This window comes from Bacillus sp. AK031, from assembly GCF_053903065.1.
Map to the genome: position 1 here is coordinate 4162176 of NZ_CP096424.1, position 16263 is coordinate 4178438.

Annotated in this window: 18 protein-coding genes and 2 other annotated features; all 18 genes read right to left on the reverse strand. The window is 43.8% G+C overall.

From position 1 onward, the window contains the following. Positions 1 to 39: 39 nt before the first annotated feature. The 18 genes from rpoB to ispD all read right to left on the reverse strand — a co-directional run bounded on the left by rpoB (position 40) and on the right by ispD (position 16164). Positions 40 to 3597: a DNA-directed RNA polymerase subunit beta gene (gene rpoB / locus M1E09_RS21305; RefSeq protein ID WP_456272774.1), complete on the reverse strand. Its 3558-nt coding sequence runs from the start codon at positions 3595 to 3597 to the stop codon at positions 40 to 42. 239 nt (positions 3598 to 3836) lie between these two features. Beyond that, on the reverse strand, positions 3837 to 4442 hold the full coding sequence (locus M1E09_RS21310) for a class I SAM-dependent methyltransferase (RefSeq protein WP_456272775.1): 606 nt from the start codon (positions 4440 to 4442) through the stop codon (positions 3837 to 3839). Positions 4443 to 4555: 113 nt separating this feature from the next. Next, entirely contained in the window at positions 4556 to 4918 is a 363-nt protein-coding gene (gene rplL, locus M1E09_RS21315) for a 50S ribosomal protein L7/L12 (RefSeq protein ID WP_456272776.1), read from the reverse strand. A 63-nt stretch (positions 4919 to 4981) separates the two neighbouring features. Beyond that, entirely contained in the window at positions 4982 to 5482 is a 501-nt protein-coding gene (gene rplJ / locus M1E09_RS21320) for a 50S ribosomal protein L10 (RefSeq protein WP_456275047.1), read from the reverse strand. Between the two features lie 44 nt (positions 5483 to 5526). After that, positions 5527 to 5666, reverse strand: a sequence feature (ribosomal protein L10 leader region). A 58-nt stretch (positions 5667 to 5724) separates the two neighbouring features. Then, entirely contained in the window at positions 5725 to 6423 is a 699-nt protein-coding gene (gene rplA / locus M1E09_RS21325) for a 50S ribosomal protein L1 (RefSeq protein ID WP_456272777.1), read from the reverse strand. A gap of 122 nt (positions 6424 to 6545) precedes the next feature. Next, entirely contained in the window at positions 6546 to 6971 is a 426-nt protein-coding gene (rplK, locus tag M1E09_RS21330; RefSeq protein ID WP_148941924.1) for a 50S ribosomal protein L11, read from the reverse strand. Positions 6972 to 7150: 179 nt separating this feature from the next. Then, positions 7151 to 7684: a transcription termination/antitermination protein NusG gene (gene nusG / locus M1E09_RS21335; protein WP_456272778.1), complete on the reverse strand. Its 534-nt coding sequence runs from the start codon at positions 7682 to 7684 to the stop codon at positions 7151 to 7153. A 209-nt stretch (positions 7685 to 7893) separates the two neighbouring features. Next, positions 7894 to 8070: a preprotein translocase subunit SecE gene (gene secE, locus M1E09_RS21340; protein ID WP_456272779.1), complete on the reverse strand. Its 177-nt coding sequence runs from the start codon at positions 8068 to 8070 to the stop codon at positions 7894 to 7896. Positions 8071 to 8277: 207 nt separating this feature from the next. Further along, positions 8278 to 8427 carry a 50S ribosomal protein L33 gene (rpmG, locus tag M1E09_RS21345; protein WP_456272780.1) on the reverse strand — a complete coding sequence of 50 codons (150 nt, stop codon included), beginning with the start codon at positions 8425 to 8427 and terminating at the stop codon, positions 8278 to 8280. Between the two features lie 85 nt (positions 8428 to 8512). Continuing rightward, positions 8513 to 9118: an RNA polymerase sporulation sigma factor SigH gene (gene sigH, locus M1E09_RS21350; protein ID WP_113929791.1), complete on the reverse strand. Its 606-nt coding sequence runs from the start codon at positions 9116 to 9118 to the stop codon at positions 8513 to 8515. A gap of 116 nt (positions 9119 to 9234) precedes the next feature. Beyond that, positions 9235 to 9744 carry an NYN domain-containing protein gene (locus M1E09_RS21355; protein ID WP_456272781.1) on the reverse strand — a complete coding sequence of 170 codons (510 nt, stop codon included), beginning with the start codon at positions 9742 to 9744 and terminating at the stop codon, positions 9235 to 9237. Positions 9745 to 9750: 6 nt separating this feature from the next. Beyond that, positions 9751 to 10494 carry a 23S rRNA (guanosine(2251)-2'-O)-methyltransferase RlmB gene (gene rlmB / locus M1E09_RS21360; RefSeq protein ID WP_456272782.1) on the reverse strand — a complete coding sequence of 248 codons (744 nt, stop codon included), beginning with the start codon at positions 10492 to 10494 and terminating at the stop codon, positions 9751 to 9753. After that, on the reverse strand, positions 10491 to 10922 hold the full coding sequence (locus tag M1E09_RS21365) for a Mini-ribonuclease 3 (protein WP_456272783.1): 432 nt from the start codon (positions 10920 to 10922) through the stop codon (positions 10491 to 10493). The genes rlmB and M1E09_RS21365 overlap by 4 nt, the downstream gene beginning before the upstream one ends. Before the next feature lie 2 nt (positions 10923 to 10924). Next, the gene (gene cysS, locus M1E09_RS21370; RefSeq protein ID WP_456272784.1) at positions 10925 to 12322 is read right to left on the reverse strand and encodes a cysteine--tRNA ligase; all 1398 of its coding nucleotides are present in this window, start codon (positions 12320 to 12322) and stop codon (positions 10925 to 10927) included. Further along, positions 12312 to 12971 carry a serine O-acetyltransferase gene (gene cysE / locus M1E09_RS21375; protein WP_456272785.1) on the reverse strand — a complete coding sequence of 220 codons (660 nt, stop codon included), beginning with the start codon at positions 12969 to 12971 and terminating at the stop codon, positions 12312 to 12314. The genes cysS and cysE overlap by 11 nt, the downstream gene beginning before the upstream one ends. A 185-nt stretch (positions 12972 to 13156) precedes the next feature. Beyond that, positions 13157 to 13380: a binding site (T-box leader), on the reverse strand. Between the two features lie 48 nt (positions 13381 to 13428). Next, entirely contained in the window at positions 13429 to 14886 is a 1458-nt protein-coding gene (gltX, locus tag M1E09_RS21380) for a glutamate--tRNA ligase (protein ID WP_456272786.1), read from the reverse strand. A gap of 89 nt (positions 14887 to 14975) precedes the next feature. Continuing rightward, entirely contained in the window at positions 14976 to 15458 is a 483-nt protein-coding gene (gene ispF, locus M1E09_RS21385) for a 2-C-methyl-D-erythritol 2,4-cyclodiphosphate synthase (RefSeq protein WP_456272787.1), read from the reverse strand. 19 nt (positions 15459 to 15477) lie between these two features. Then, the gene (gene ispD / locus M1E09_RS21390) at positions 15478 to 16164 is read right to left on the reverse strand and encodes a 2-C-methyl-D-erythritol 4-phosphate cytidylyltransferase (RefSeq protein WP_456272788.1); all 687 of its coding nucleotides are present in this window, start codon (positions 16162 to 16164) and stop codon (positions 15478 to 15480) included. Between the last annotated feature and the right edge of the window lie 99 nt (positions 16165 to 16263).

The following is a 16263-nucleotide window of genomic DNA, read 5'->3' on the forward strand; positions in this document are numbered from 1 at the left end:
TAATCTACAGGTTCTAACCCTAATTGCTCCAGAATCCGACTATTCTTTCGACCCAACTGTTTCGGATTCTTGTTCATTCTTATCTGCGATATTTAAAGTATCTGCCTGCTGTGATTCTTCTTCATCTTCCAAGTCACGCATTTCGATTTCTTCATCGTTGCTTGAAAGGATCTTAACGTCCATACCCAAACTTTGCAGTTCTTTAATCAATACTTTGAATGATTCAGGAACTCCCGGCTCAGGTACGTTTTCACCCTTGACAATCGCTTCATATGTTTTCACACGACCGACAACATCATCAGATTTGACTGTAAGAATCTCCTGCAGTGTATAGGCAGCTCCATATGCTTCAAGTGCCCATACCTCCATCTCACCAAAACGCTGTCCGCCAAATTGAGCTTTACCGCCCAATGGCTGCTGTGTAACCAGTGAGTATGGTCCAGTTGAACGTGCGTGAAGTTTATCATCAACCATGTGAGCAAGTTTGATCATATACATGATTCCAACTGAAACACGGTTATCGAATGGCTCACCAGTACGGCCGTCGTACAGAACCGTTTTAGCGTCACGAGCCATGCCTGCTTCTTCGATTGTTGACCAGACATCCTCCTCACGTGCACCATCAAATACAGGAGAAGCTACGTGGATTCCAAGATATCTGGCTGCCATACCGAGGTGAAGCTCCAGCACCTGTCCGATATTCATACGTGATGGAACTCCGAGCGGGTTCAACATGATATCGATTGGTGTTCCGTCTGGAAGGAACGGCATATCTTCCTCAGGAAGAATACGGGAGATAACACCTTTGTTACCATGTCGTCCGGCCATCTTATCCCCTTCAGAAATCTTACGCTTCTGAACGATATAAGCACGGACAAGCTGGTTTACACCCGGTGGAAGCTCATCGCCGTCTTCACGGTTGAAGACTTTTACATCCAGGACAATCCCGCCGCCGCCATGCGGTACACGAAGAGATGTGTCACGGACTTCACGGGCTTTTTCCCCGAAGATGGCATGTAATAATCTTTCTTCAGCAGTAAGCTCAGTTACACCTTTTGGCGTTACTTTACCTACCAGCAAGTCGCCGTCTTTCACTTCGGCACCAATGCGGATGATTCCACGCTCATCCAGATTACGAAGCGCGTCTTCACCGACATTAGGGATATCACGAGTGATTTCTTCCGGCCCAAGCTTAGTATCTCTGGACTCTGATTCATATTCTTCAATATGAATAGAAGTATAAACATCATCTTTCACAAGGCGTTCGCTCATGATGATCGCATCTTCATAGTTGTAACCGTCCCACGTCATGAAACCAACCATTACGTTGCGGCCAAGAGCAAGTTCGCCTTTCTCCATTGATGGTCCGTCCGCAAGAATTTCACCTTTTGTTACCCTGTCGCCTTCACTAACGATCGGACGCTGGTTATAACATGTCCCTTGGTTGGAACGGATGAACTTCTGCATGCGGTATTTATCAAGATCGCCTTTGACTTCCTTGCCATCAATTTCTTTGATTTGGCGTACCCAAACCTGTTTTGCCTCAACACGCTCAACGATACCCTCGTGTCTGCAAATAACAGCAGCACCGGAGTCCTTAGCGGAAACATGTTCCATCCCTGTCCCTACGATAGGGGATTCAGGATTCATCAACGGTACAGCTTGTCGCTGCATGTTCGCTCCCATAAGGGCACGGTTCGAGTCATCGTTTTCAAGGAAAGGAATACATGCTGTCGCAGCAGAAACAACTTGTTTCGGCGATACATCCATATAGTCGATGCGTTCACGTTTAACAACTGTGTTCTCACCACGGAAACGAGCAATAACTTCCTCATCAAGGAATGTTCCGTCATCACCAAGGCGGGCATTCGCCTGCGCCACAACATAGTTATCTTCCTCATCTGCAGTAAGGTAATCCATACGGTTTGTCACCTTGCCTGTATCAGGGTCGACACGGCGGTATGGTGTTTCGATAAAGCCGAAACGGTTTACTTTTGCAAAGGAGGACAACGAGTTAATCAGTCCAATGTTTGGACCCTCAGGTGTTTCGATTGGACACATACGCCCGTAGTGGGAATAGTGAACGTCACGAACTTCGAAGCCTGCACGTTCACGTGTCAGACCACCAGGCCCTAATGCTGATAGACGTCTTTTATGAGTCAGTTCAGCCAGCGGGTTGGTTTGATCCATGAACTGTGAAAGCTGGGAGCTTCCGAAGAACTCTTTAATCGAAGCGATAACCGGTCTGATATTGATCAACTGCTGAGGAGTGATTGTGTTGGCATCCTGAATGGACATTCTTTCTCGTACAACACGCTCCATACGGGAAAGACCGATTCTGAATTGGTTTTGAAGCAATTCACCCACAGAACGAAGACGTCTGTTACCCAAGTGGTCGATATCATCCGTATCGCCGACTCCATGCAGCAAGTTAAAGAAGTAACTAATAGAAGAAATGATATCCGCAGGTGTTATGTGCTTGATTTCCTCTTCCACAAAAGCGTTACTGATAACATTGATCTCTTTTTCGCCTTCTTCATTCGGCGAATAGATTTTAATAGATTGAAGAACGACATCATCTTCCAACACACCGCCGGATTGCTGGTATGTTTTGAAACCGATACCTTCTTCTAAGTATGGAATAACCTTATCAAGAGCACGGCGGTCAAGCACTGTACCCTTTTCAGCTACAATTTCACCAGTTTCGGGGTCTGCCAGTGTTTCTGCCAGTGTCTGCCCGAATAAACGGTTTTTAATATGAAGCTTTTTGTTCATTTTGTAGCGACCTACATTAGCCAGATCATATCTCTTAGGATCAAAGAAGCGTGAAACTAAAAGACTTTTGGCGTTTTCAACTGTAGGAGGCTCACCCGGACGAAGACGCTCATAGATTTCTAACAGCGCTTTCTCAATACCCTCAGTGTTGTCCTTTTCGAGTGTATTGCGGATATACTCATTATCACCAATAAGATCGATGATTTCTTGATCAGAACCAAACCCTAGTGCACGCAACAGAACCGTAACCGGTAACTTACGCGTACGGTCGATACGAACATGCACTACATCTTTCGCATCTGTTTCATATTCCAGCCACGCTCCGCGGTTTGGAATTACGGTAGCAGTGAAGCCTTTCTTGCCGTTTTTGTCCATTTTGCCACTGAAGTAAACGCTAGGCGAACGAACAAGCTGTGATACAATAACGCGTTCTGCCCCATTGATCACGAACGTTCCCGTATCAGTCATCAACGGAAAATCACCCATAAACACATCTTGGTCCTTAACTTCGCCGGTTTCTTTGTTTAACAGACGGACCTTCACTCTCAACGGCGCCGAATATGTTACATCGCGCTCTTTCGATTCTTCCACCGAGTACTTTGGCTCTCCCAAGCTGTAGTCAATAAACTCCAGGGAGAGATTACCAGTGAAGTCCTCGATTGGAGAAATGTCGCGAAACATCTCTCTTAATCCCTCATCAAGAAACCATTGATAGGAGGATGTTTGAATTTCGATTAAATTTGGTAAATCTAATACTTCACTGATACGCGCAAAACTTCTGCGTTGGCGGTGTCGTCCATACTGAACTAGTTGACCTGTCAACTGATTCACCCCTCAAATCAAACGTTTTGGTTGCCTCTATATGTCTTAAAGTAGTACAACCACTCTACCATAAGACAAAAAGAAAAAGGGTTTTACTCCATAAAACCTCATTTTCCACATAACGAGCTATTATTTTATAATCTTTTCCAAGAAATCCAATGTTTATACATATGGACATAATTCCGGAAAATAATATTTTTGCATTTTATAATACTAACATAGCCCCTATGTTACGTCAATTAATTTTCTTTTACAGATTTTAATATTTGATAGCCTTTTTTCTTCGCGGCTGTCTCTGCATTTCCAAAGATTTCCGCCATCTTCTTTTCAGCCGATGCCGCACCTTGCTTCTTCTGAATGACAACCCAAAGTTCCCCTCCAACCGCCAGATGATTATAGCTGTCTGCCAGTATTTCATGGACAGTGGATTTCCCCGCCCTAATAGGGGGATTCGTAAGGATTGCCGAGAAATTCTTCTCTTGCACACTCTCAAAGCAGCTGCTTTCATAGATTGAAACGTTCGATATTCCGTTGCTGTTTGCGTTGTCTCCAGCCAACCCCAGCGCTCTTTCATTTACATCTACCATATGAACGACACGGCCGGGAAAACTCTTTGCCATCGATAAGCCGATTGGCCCGTAGCCGCAGCCAACATCCAGCAAAGGTCCATCTACTGCAGTTTCAGAAAAAACATCAATCAACAGACGGGATCCAAAGTCTATTTCATTCTTCGAAAAAACACCCTGGTCTGTTTTGAGCCGGAATTTAAAGTCTCTTAATACCACTTCCATACTTTGAGGATCACTTTTCACCTCAGGAGTCCGGGAATAATAATGATTTGTCATCCAAAGCCCTCCCATTTTGAGTGTTCTTTTTTACGCTGCTTTTCTGTTAAGAATGATTAGCTAACAGAACAAAAAAGCTCGCTATATAAGCGAGCTTTTAAATCTGTCGTGAATTACTTAACTTCTACGCCAGCTCCAACTTCTTCAAGTTTAGCTTTAAGTTCTTCAGCTTCCTCTTTAGAAACGCCTTCTTTAAGAGCTTTAGGTGTGTTATCAACAAGTTCTTTCGCTTCTTTAAGACCAAGGCCTGTGATTTCACGAACAACTTTGATAACTTTGATTTTTTGAGAACCAGCGCTCTCAAGAACAACGTCGAATTCAGTTTTTTCTGCAGCAGCGTCTCCGCCAGCAGCAGCGCCCATTGCTACAGGAGCAGCAGCAGTTACACCAAATTCTTCTTCGATAGCTTTTACTAGATCGTTTAATTCAAGAACTGACATTTCTTTAATAGTGTCGATGATTTGATCTTTAGTCATTTTATATTTCCTCCTATATTATATGGATTAGTTTAGTTTTTGGCTGCAAGTTAACTTGCAGGATTAAGCGCCTTGCTCTTCTTTTTGGTCTGCAACTGCTTTCGTCGCCAACGCGAAGTTGCGCATTGGTGCTTGAAGCACGCTGAGAAGCATGGAAAGAAGACCTTCGCGAGATGGAAGTTCAGCGATAGCTTTAACGTCTTCAACAGAAGTAACAGTACCTTCGATGATACCCGCTTTGATTTCAAGAGCTTCGTGTTCTTTAGCAAAGTTGTTAAGGATCTTCGCTGGAGTCACAACCTCTTCTGTACTGAACGCGATAGCGTTCGGGCCAGTCAATACTTCATTTAATCCTTCGAAACCAGCTGCTTCTGCCGCACGACGTGTCATTGTATTTTTGTATACTTTGAAGTCGATGCCAGCATCACGCAATTGCTTACGAAGTTCAGTAACCTCGGACACGTCTAGTCCACGGTAATCTACGATGATAGTAGATACACTGTTCTTCAACTTGTCAGAGATTTCGTCAACGATTTGTTTCTTTTGATCAAGAATGCTGCTCATCATTACACCTCCTGTAGATTTACTGATGAACATTCATACCGGTCTATCACAATAAAAATGCCTTCACATCGATAGACATGAAGGCATTGCAAACGAGTCTTAAGGAATCGTTATATCGCAATTACCTCGGCAGGAATTTAAGCTTTACAGCCCCTGCTGTCTATGGTATAAATGTTATTTATTTTTTAACAACAGATTGAATTATATAACATCCATCCTGTTAAGTCAATGTCTATTTAAAATTACTTTACAGCGAATGTTGAAGGATCTACTTTTACTCCAGGACCCATTGTTGAAGTAACAGCTACATTTTTCATGTAAGTTCCTTTTGCAGCAGCTGGCTTAGCTTTAAGCATTGTATCGAACATTGTTGTGAAGTTAGCTACAAGCTTGTCAGTGTCAAATGATACTTTACCGATCGGCACGTGTACATTTCCAGCTTTATCAGCACGGTATTCTACTTTACCCGCTTTGATTTCGTTCACTGCTTTTTCAACATCGAATGTTACTGTTCCTGTTTTAGGGTTTGGCATTAAACCTTTTGGTCCAAGGACACGTCCAAGTTTACCAACTTCACCCATCATGTCAGGTGTAGCAACGATTACGTCGAAATCGAACCAACCTTGGTTGATTTTCGCGATTAGATCTGCATCGCCCACGAAGTCAGCGCCAGCAGCTTCTGCTTCTTTCGCTTTTTCGCCTTTAGCGAATACAAGAACTTTTTGAGTTTTACCAGTTCCGTGAGGAAGAACAACCGCGCCACGGATTTGCTGGTCGTTTTTACGAGTGTCTACCCCAAGACGGAAAGCCACTTCTACTGATGCATCAAACTTAGCAAAGTTTGTCTTTTTAACTAATTCGATCGCTTCTGAAACATCATATGCTTGAGAGCGGTCTACAAGTTTTTGAGCTTCAAGATATTTCTTACCTTTTTTAGCCATTATAATTTCCTCCTTGATTGTGGTTTTAGCGGAATAACCTCCCACGAATAAAGGTTGCGAGTGAAACGTACTATTTCATCATCGCAACCTCGTCCAACATGCACATTCAACTAATTATGGTATTAGTCTTCGATGACAATACCCATGCTGCGCGCAGTACCTTCAACCATTAACATAGCCGCTTCCACGCTTGCTGCGTTTAAGTCAGGCATTTTTGTTTCAGCGATTTCACGTACTTTGTCACGTTTAACCGTTGCAACTTTGTTACGGTTTGGTTCACCAGAACCTGACTCGATACCAGCTGCTTTCTTAAGTAAAACTGCAGCAGGCGGAGTTTTAGTGATGAATGTAAATGAACGGTCTTCAAATACCGAAATTTCAACAGGGATAATCAAGCCAGCTTGATCAGCTGTGCGAGCATTAAACTCCTTACAGAATCCCATGATATTAACACCAGCTTGACCAAGTGCTGGACCAACCGGCGGCGCTGGATTAGCTTTACCAGCAGGGATTTGCAACTTAACAACTTTAACTACTTTTTTAGCCACGAGACACACCTCCTTAAAGTCCGTGATGTGGTAATAGGGCCAGTATTGCCCTCCCACTCATTTAATAAATGTCTTTATCAACATAAAGAACTTAATTTGTAGTACAGCAGTCTCTCGCAGAGACAGACTGACTTATGAAATATTATCACTTTTCCAATGTAATTTCAAGTTCTTTTGGATTATAATTTATCGATTTGTGTAAACTCGAGCTCTACCGGTGTTTCACGGCCGAACATATTAACAAGGACTTTGACCTTTCCTTTAGCTGCATCGATTTCTTCAATCGAGCCTGTGAAGTTGGCAAAAGGCCCCTCTGTAACTGTTACAGATTCACCAAGTTCAAAATTCACATCGACTTTCTTCTCTACCATTCCCATTTGCTTCAGAAGGGTATTCACCTCTTCCGGAAGAAGCGGTGTCGGTTTCGAACCAGATCCAGTGGAACCTACGAATCCTGTAACACCCGGCGTGTTGCGGACCACGTACCAAGAATCATCCGTCATGACGATTTCAACGATCACATAACCAGGGAATACTTTCTTTTTCACTACTTTTTTCTTGCCGTTTTTAATTTCTGTTTCTTCTTCTTCAGGCACGACCACACGAAAAATTTTGTCTTGCATTCCCATTGATTCAACACGTTTTTCCAAGTTTGCCTTTACTTTGTTCTCGTATCCTGAGTAAGTATGGACTACATACCAGTTCTTCTCCATTTATTAGGACTAAACGTCCGTCCCTCCTCTAAAAATCATATATTCAAAACTTTTTTCGCCCAAATGAAAAAACCCGGTGTAAACGGGTTCCTAGAAGTTTTGCGCTATTAAATGTCATTATACCATGAATTCTCTATCTATATACAATGCATTCTGCATTTCTCTATTATTGCTTTTTCTGACGGTACCTTTAAAATCGGCTGATAGATTTATCTGCCAGGAATAAGACGGATGATTTCAGAAATCCCTAAATCGACCACCGTAAAGAACAATGCAACAAAAATAACAGTAGAAATTACAGTGATTGTGTAGCGTGTAAGCTCCTTGCGCTTTGGCCAGCTTACCTTTTTCATCTCTGATGAAACATTGCTAAAGAATTTTAACATCTGTTGTTACCTCCAACTTGTATAGATCACCGGGCGTTTATATCAATCCAGCTCCAAGGCCAGCGACTAGCAGATTTCGATCTCTCTCCTTGCGATAAGTCAACATCAACTCACTACGTTCGTTGTGCTTCCTTTATCTCATCCGAGATATCTCATCCGAGAGAGCTCCAATCTGTACGGCGCTGAACGGCCGCTTCCGCTTTTATATTACTTTGTTTCTCTATGGATCGTGTGGGCATTGCAAGTACTGCAAAATTTCTTCAACTCTAGTCTATCCTGCTTTCCGCTTCGGTTATTGGGAGCGGTATAATTGCGTGAACCGCAATCATTGCAAGCCAAAATAAGCTTATTGCTCATAAATCTCACCTGCTGTGCTTTATACTAAATTAGTCCTATCAAAAGTAACACGTAGGTCACAATGTGTCAATAAGGCCTTAAAGCACTAGAGTGTGATCTCCCTGACTTCCAGATATCTTTCGAGTTTTCGTTTCACTCTCTGCAAAGCATTGTCTATCGATTTCACATGGCGGTTCAATTCTTCCGAGATTTCCTGATAGGATTGGCCGTCAAGATAAAGTGAGAGCACTTTTCGTTCAAGGTCGCTCAACAGTTCCGCCATTTTATCTTCCATGCTGTCAAACTCTTCCCGGTTGATGATCAACTCTTCGGGATTCGTTATTTTAGCGCCTGTAATGACATCAAGCAGGGTTCTATCCGATTCCTCATCATAAATAGGCTTGTCCAAGGACACATAAGAATTCAACGGAATATGCTTCTGGCGTGTCGCTGTCTTAATGGCTGTGATGATCTGCCTTGTGATGCATAGTTCGGCAAATGCTTTAAAAGAAGTAAGCTTGTCCTCTTTATAATCACGTATCGCTTTATACAGGCCGATCATGCCTTCTTGCACAATATCTTCTTTGTCAGCGCCAATTAGAAAATAAGATCTTGCTTTAGCTCTCACAAAATTCCGATATTTCTTGATAAGGAAATCCAACGCTTCACTTTCTCCCTGGTGAACCATTTCAATCACGGCTTCGTCGTCCATCGTCTCTAGTAGAGTTTTCAGTTCTCCTGTGCTGCTGTGAATGTCCACACATATCCCCCTCGCGCAAACAATAGATAGAAATATTATACAGCACTTTTTTTGAAAGCGTCAACAGCTCATCGCTGTCCTCTGCGCCATTTTTCAAAAATTTCTGCCACTTCTTCCGTGAGCGTGATTTTGGATGAAGGCTTTCGTTCCGCCGAATTCCTGACATTTCTTTCGATTTTTTTCTGGATTGTCTGCATTTCATTAAAAAGTTCGCGAGCCGACTTTCTCAAGGCTCCCTGCCCGAAAATGGCCCATTGCTCGGTAAAGTCCGAAGTCGCAACATAGATTTGTGTTTTGATATTATTGAGTTCGATCGCAAGCTTTTCTATTCTTTCATCCGCTGTTTCATTTTCTCTAGTAAAAAAAACATCGACTTTATAATTTTTGTATTTTCTTTCGATTCCTGTGACGTAATGAGCATCAAAAACAACGATCACTCTGTAGCCGGTATACCCTTGATATTCCGCCATACATTCCACCAAGCGGTCTCTGGCCGCTGCCAGGTCTTTATTCTTAAGATCTCTGAGCTCCGGCCAGGCCCCGATGATGTTGTAACCATCCACAAGGAGAATGTTCATTTCCCCCTACTCTCCTAAAGGATGGCGTTTGCGATAGACCTCATACATCAGAATGCTGGCTGCGACAGATGCATTCAATGATGTCACGTGTCCCACCATAGGCATCTTAATAAGAAAATCACATTTATCTCTGATTAAACGGCCGATCCCTTTTCCTTCACTTCCGATCACCAGACAAATAGGCAGCGTGCCATCCAGCCTGCGGTAGTCATCCGCTCCTTTTGCATCCGTGCCGGCGACCCAGATCCCCTTTTCTTTAAGTTCGTCAATTGTCTGTGCCAGATTGGTGACACGCGCAACAGGAATATGCTCAATAGCACCTGTTGATGCTTTCGCTACTGTTGCCGTCAATCCCACTGCCCTTCTTTTCGGGATGATGATGCCATGGACACCGGAAGCATCCGCAGTCCTCATAATAGACCCTAAATTATGCGGGTCCTCAAGCTCATCAAGCATCAGGAAGAACGGTGTCTCTTCTTTTTTCGCTGCTCTTTCATACAGCTCGTCCATTTCTGCATATTGATAAGCCGCTACCTGCGCAACGACGCCCTGATGATTTTCCCGGACCATTCCTTCAATTTTCTGTTTTGGCACAAATTGTACAAGGACCTTCTTTTCTTTTGCAAGAGAGGTGATCTGGCCCATTGACCCTTTTTGCGAGCCTTCCGCAATCCAGATCTTATTTATATCCCTGCCTGATTTAAGAGCTTCTATTACTGGATTTCTCCCGGCGATAAATTCACTGCTCATAATGATCCTCCTTTCTGGATACCGTTCATGTTGTTTTCTAAAATAGCTTGTATCAGTTCTTCAAGCCGGCTTTTGCGGTTTTGTAGAAATAAATAGCCGATCAACGCTTCGAATGCGGTGCTGTACCGGTATGTCTGAACATCGGTATTCTTCGGGATGGTTCCCGATTTGGCATTGCGCCCTCTTCTGACAATTGCCAGTTCTTCCTCAGTCAGGACATCCTGATCGGTAATCCCTTTTAATGCTGCCGCCTGGGCTTTTGCTGAGACATATCCGGTGGCTGCCCGGTGGAGCTGATTCGGTTTGACCCTTCCTGATTGTAAGAGGAACTGCCGTACATAGGTTTCATATACGGCATCCCCCATATAGGCAAGAGCAAGGGCGTTCATCTGTTTGGCATCTATATTTTCATTTTGCTGATATAACATTTTTAGCCTCTTTTCCAGCGAGTTCCCTGTGCAGTATCCTCTAAAATAATATTCATTTCTTTTAGTTTATCACGCAGTTGGTCTGCAAGCTGGAAATCGCGGTCTTTTCGCGCCTGGTTCCGCTGGTTTATCATTTCTTCAATCTCTTCATCCAACAATGCCGTTTCTTCAAGCTTCAGGCCCAGCACTTCGAAAAATTCTGTAAAGTGTTCCATAAAGGCATCGATAATAGTGACGGTAGTATTCTTTTCCATAAGATAGTAGTTCGCCTGCCTTGATAACTCGAACAGGACAGAGATTCCGTTGGCTGTATTAAAGTCATCATCCATTTCTTTAATGAACTGACCCTTCAGTGAAGAAAGTTTCTCCAGCCACTCTTTATTGTTTTCTGCCAGTTCTGCGGAAACCTCTCTTCTGTGTTTCAGGTTTTCATAAGAGGTTTTCAAGCGGTCCAATCCCGTTTTCGCATTTTCCAGCAATTCAAGATTATAATTGATCGGATGGCGGTAATGGACAGACAGCATGAAGAATCTGAGCACTTGAGGATCCTGCTCCTTGATGATGTCATGGACAAGAACAAAGTTTCCTAATGACTTCGACATCTTTTCATTGTCAATGTTAATGTATCCATTATGCATCCAGTAGTTGGCGAATGTCTGGTTATTTAATGCCTCAGACTGGGCGATTTCATTTTCATGATGAGGGAAGGCTAAATCCTGTCCGCCTGCATGGATGTCTATAGTCTCTCCGAGGTATTTCTTCGCCATCGCCGAGCATTCGATATGCCAGCCAGGCCGGCCTTCTCCCCAAGGGCTTTCCCAGGAAATTTCACCTTCTTTGGCCGCTTTCCAGAGAACAAAATCAAGCGGATCTTCCTTTTTGTCTCCCGCTTCTATCCTGGCACCCACTTTCAATTCATCAATGGATTGATGCGAAAGCTTTCCGTAACCCTCGAATTTTCTTGTCCTGTAATAGACATCTCCTTGTGATTCATAGGCATATCCTTTTTCAATCAACGCCTGGATGAAATCGATGATGATATCCATGCTCTCCGTAACACGTGGATGGACATCCGCCCTTTGGCAGCCGAGCGCCTCCGTGTCTTCATGGTATGCCTCTATGAAGCGCTCTGCAATCGTCGGAACATCTTCTCCGAGTTCATTCGCGGCCTTGATCAGCTTATCGTCAACATCGGTAAAGTTGGAGATGAAGTTCACATCATAACCTCTGTATTCAAAATAACGGTGCACTGTGTCAAACACAATGGCAGGACGGGCATTCCCTATATGGATATAATTATAAACAGTTGGTCCGCATACATACATCTTTACCTTGCCTTCTTCAAGAGGCTTGAATTCTTCTTTTTGCCTGGTTAATGTATTGAAAATTTTAATGGCCATTTTGGTGGATTTCCCCTTTCTTCTGTGCTTCTTCCAGCATCTGTTTTAACTCACGTATCTGACTTTCAAGATCCGAACACCTATCAGCCACGGGATCAGGCAGGTCACTGTGATTCAAGTCTTTTACCTTTACTCCGTCTTTTATGACTACCTTGCCGGGAATACCTACGACAGTTGAGTTCGGCGGAACATCTTTCAACACCACCGAGCCGGCTCCTACCTTAGAATTTTCCCCAACAATGATGGAACCTAATACCTTGGCGCCCGTAGCCACCAAGGCATTATCCTTGATTGTCGGGTGGCGCTTGCCTTTTTCTTTCCCTGTGCCCCCCAAGGTGACGCCCTGGAAGATGGTAACATTATCGCCGATTTCACATGTCTCGCCGATAACGACCCCCATGCCATGGTCGATGAAAAAGCGCCTTCCGATGACGGCACCGGGGTGAATTTCAACACCTGTGAAGAATCGGCTCAGCTGTGAAATGACTCTTGCTATAAAATAAAACTTGCGTTTGTAAAATGCGTGGGCAAGCCTGTGGGCCCAAATCGCGTGCAATCCCGAATAAGTTAAGATGACTTCAAGTGAGTTGCGGGCAGCCGGATCCTGGTCGAATACGGTTTGAATATCTTCTCTAAGATGTTTGAACAATTGAGTCGCCTCCTTTCAAGTAACTGTTGGGTTGATTTCTATTGAATTATTTCATTATTTGCTTAAAGGTTGTCATGAAGTCAATGCACCCTCATCATTAATAAATTGAATTAAAAGCAGCCTTTGGCACTTCCCTTCCGAATATTCACATGTTTTTATAAACAAAAAAAGCGCCTCTGTCCATAGACAGAGACGCTTTCGGCGCGGTTCCACTCTGATTGGGCAAAAGCTATATGTTTTACCCCAACTTTCATCCCTGTTAACGGAAGGAACCCGCCTTTACATACTGTATTTCAATAAAGGACTCAGAGGTGCATTTCAAGAAACGAGAGGCTTAAACCACTTTCAGCCGGTGATGGTTCTCTCTAAAAAGCTTCGTTTCTTTACTTCTCCTCTTCAACACTTTTTCTTATTCGTTTTCGTAATACTTTTAATATATTACATTCCCGAGCAAATGTTAACCCAAAAGACTCTCAATTCGATGCTTTACTTTATCTTTTCCTAAAAGCTCGATTGCATTCGGAAGTTCAGGGCCGTGCGTTTGGCCGGTAACGGCAACACGGATCGGCATGAACAGCTTCTTGCCTTTATGTCCAGTTGACTTTTGAACCGCTTTGATCGATTTTTTGATTTCAGCCGCTTCATAGTTTTCAAGCTGGTCGATTTCATCCACGAAAGCGCGCAGCACTTCTGGAACCTGCTCTTCTTCAAGAACGGCTTTGGCGTCTTGATCATAATCGATGCCTTTCTTGAAGAACATCTCAGACAGCTCAACGATTTCCGCTCCATAGCTCATTTGCTCCTGATATAGGGCAATGACTTTGCGCGCCCAGTCTTTTTCTTCTGCAGAAGCATCTTCACTGATTCTGCCTGCCTTCATCAGATGAGGCATTGCCAATGCTGCCACTTGATCCAGGTCAAGATTCTTCATGTACTGGTTGTTCACCCAAAGGAGCTTCTGTTTATCGAAGACTGCAGGTGATTTTGATAAACGCTCAGGATCGAAGATTTCAATGAACTGCTCTTTGTTAAATAGTTCTTCTTCACCTTTTGGAGACCAGCCGAGCAAAGCGATGAAATTGAACAGCGCTTCCGGAAGGTATCCAAGTTCCTCGTACTGCTCAATGAACTGGATGATCGTTTCATCACGTTTGCTCAGCTTCTTGCGGTTTTCATTCACAATAAGTGTCATATGGCCGTATACAGGCGCTTCCCAGCCAAAAGCTTCAAAGACCATCAGCTGTTTCGGGGTATTGGAGATGTGATCATCTCCACGAAGTACGTGCGTAATCTTCATCAGATAATCATCAACTGCAACGGCAAAGTTATACGTAGGAACACCGTTCTTTTTCACAATAACGAAGTCACCGATGCCATCTGATTCAAATGACACATCGTCCTTTACGATATCATTGAATTTATATTCTTTCCCTGCTGGGACTTTAAAACGGATGCTCGGCTGACGTCCTTCTTCAGCAAGCTTGTCCTGTTCTTCCTGAGAAAGTTTCGAACATTTGCCGGAGTATCTTGGCATTTCTCCACGGGCTTGCTGGGCTTCACGTTCTGCTTCTAATTCTTCTTCCGTACAGTAGCACTTGTATGCCTGCCCTCTGTCCAGTAATTCTTGATAATACTTACTGTAGATATGGTTACGTTCAGATTGGCGGTATGGTCCGTACTCGCCGCCTTTATCGACACTCTCATCCCAATCGATCCCCAGCCATTGAAGATATTTCAGCTGGCTTTCTTCTCCGCCTTCAATGTTCCGTTTTTCATCCGTATCTTCCACACGGATGATGAATTTGCCGCCTGTATTGCGTGCATAAAGATAGTTGAACAGTGCTGTTCTTGCATTACCAATATGTAAATGTCCCGTTGGACTCGGGGCATAACGCACACGAATTTCCTGTGTCATGAGTATTTCCTCCTCGATTCTCAATATCTCTGCAATATTTTATCACCGTTGGGCACATGAATAAAGCTATATTCTTGTTCTCCCTGCAATTATTTCTTTGAATTAATAACCAATACAGTTGCCTGCGCAGCAATTCCTTCTCCGCGGCCGGTGAATCCGAGCTTCTCAGATGTTGTTGCTTTTACATTCACCTGAGAAATATCCGCTTCAAGAAGTTCGGCGATTCTTTCTCTCATTTGCGAGATATAAGGGGCCATTTTAGGCATCTGCGCAATGATGGTACAATCGATATTTGCTAATTCATAGCCTTCCTTTTTTACCATCTTCCAAACATGGCTCAGCAGTTTGGCTGAATCTGCATCTTTAAACTCAGGGTCTGTATCCGGAAAATGCTTCCCGATATCCCCAGCCGCTATCGTGCCAAGACATGCATCTGCCACTGTATGCAGAAGCACATCTGCATCAGAGTGTCCCAACAGTCCTCTTTCGTATGGAATCTCGATTCCGCCGATAATCAAAGGTCTTCCTTCTGTTAATTGATGAACATCGAAACCTTGTCCAATCCTGAACATGCCCAACTTCCTTTCAGTGCTAAATTTGCCTTCTCTTCGCAAGGATTGCTTCTGCAAAGTATATATCTTCCGGCGTCGTTATCTTAATATTATCATAGTCACTCTCAATAATTCCGACATCTTCACCCAGGCGTTCCACAAGTGAAGCATCATCCGTACCCATGAAACCTTCCTGCTCGGCTCTTTCATGAGCCTCCATTAACAGCTCGATTCTAAATGCCTGAGGTGTCTGGACCTGCCACAGGCTCGATCGCTCAATCGTTTCCTGGACAATGCCGTCCACCCCTTTCTTTATGGTGTCCTTAACAGGCGCAGCCGCTATCGCCGCACCCATGGCCGCAGCTTTTTTCACCAGCTCACCGATCACTTCCGGTGCAATAAACGGACGTGCGCCGTCATGCACAAGCACAAACTCTGTTTCCTGAACTGTTTTCAACGCATTGTAGACACTATCCTGGCGCTCTTTCCCACCTAAGACCATTTTCCCTGCCTTCTTAATGCCCTGTTCCTCGGCCAGATCTTTAAAAGCTTCTCTATCGTCAGGATGAACAGCAAGGATTATCTCCTCACAGGCAGGATCCTTTTCAAAAACTTCCAATGTATGTATAAGGATCGCCCTGCCTTCAAGTTCAAGCAGCAACTTGTTCTTCCCTGCCTTCATCCGCTTCCCCTGTCCCGCAGCCGGGATGATCACCTGGTATTTCATATGTAAACTCCTGCTCCTTCATATTGATAAAAAGGCGGTGACAGCACTCACAATTGAGTACTTATGCCACCGCCGGTTTTATCATCTGCTTTTCTATAA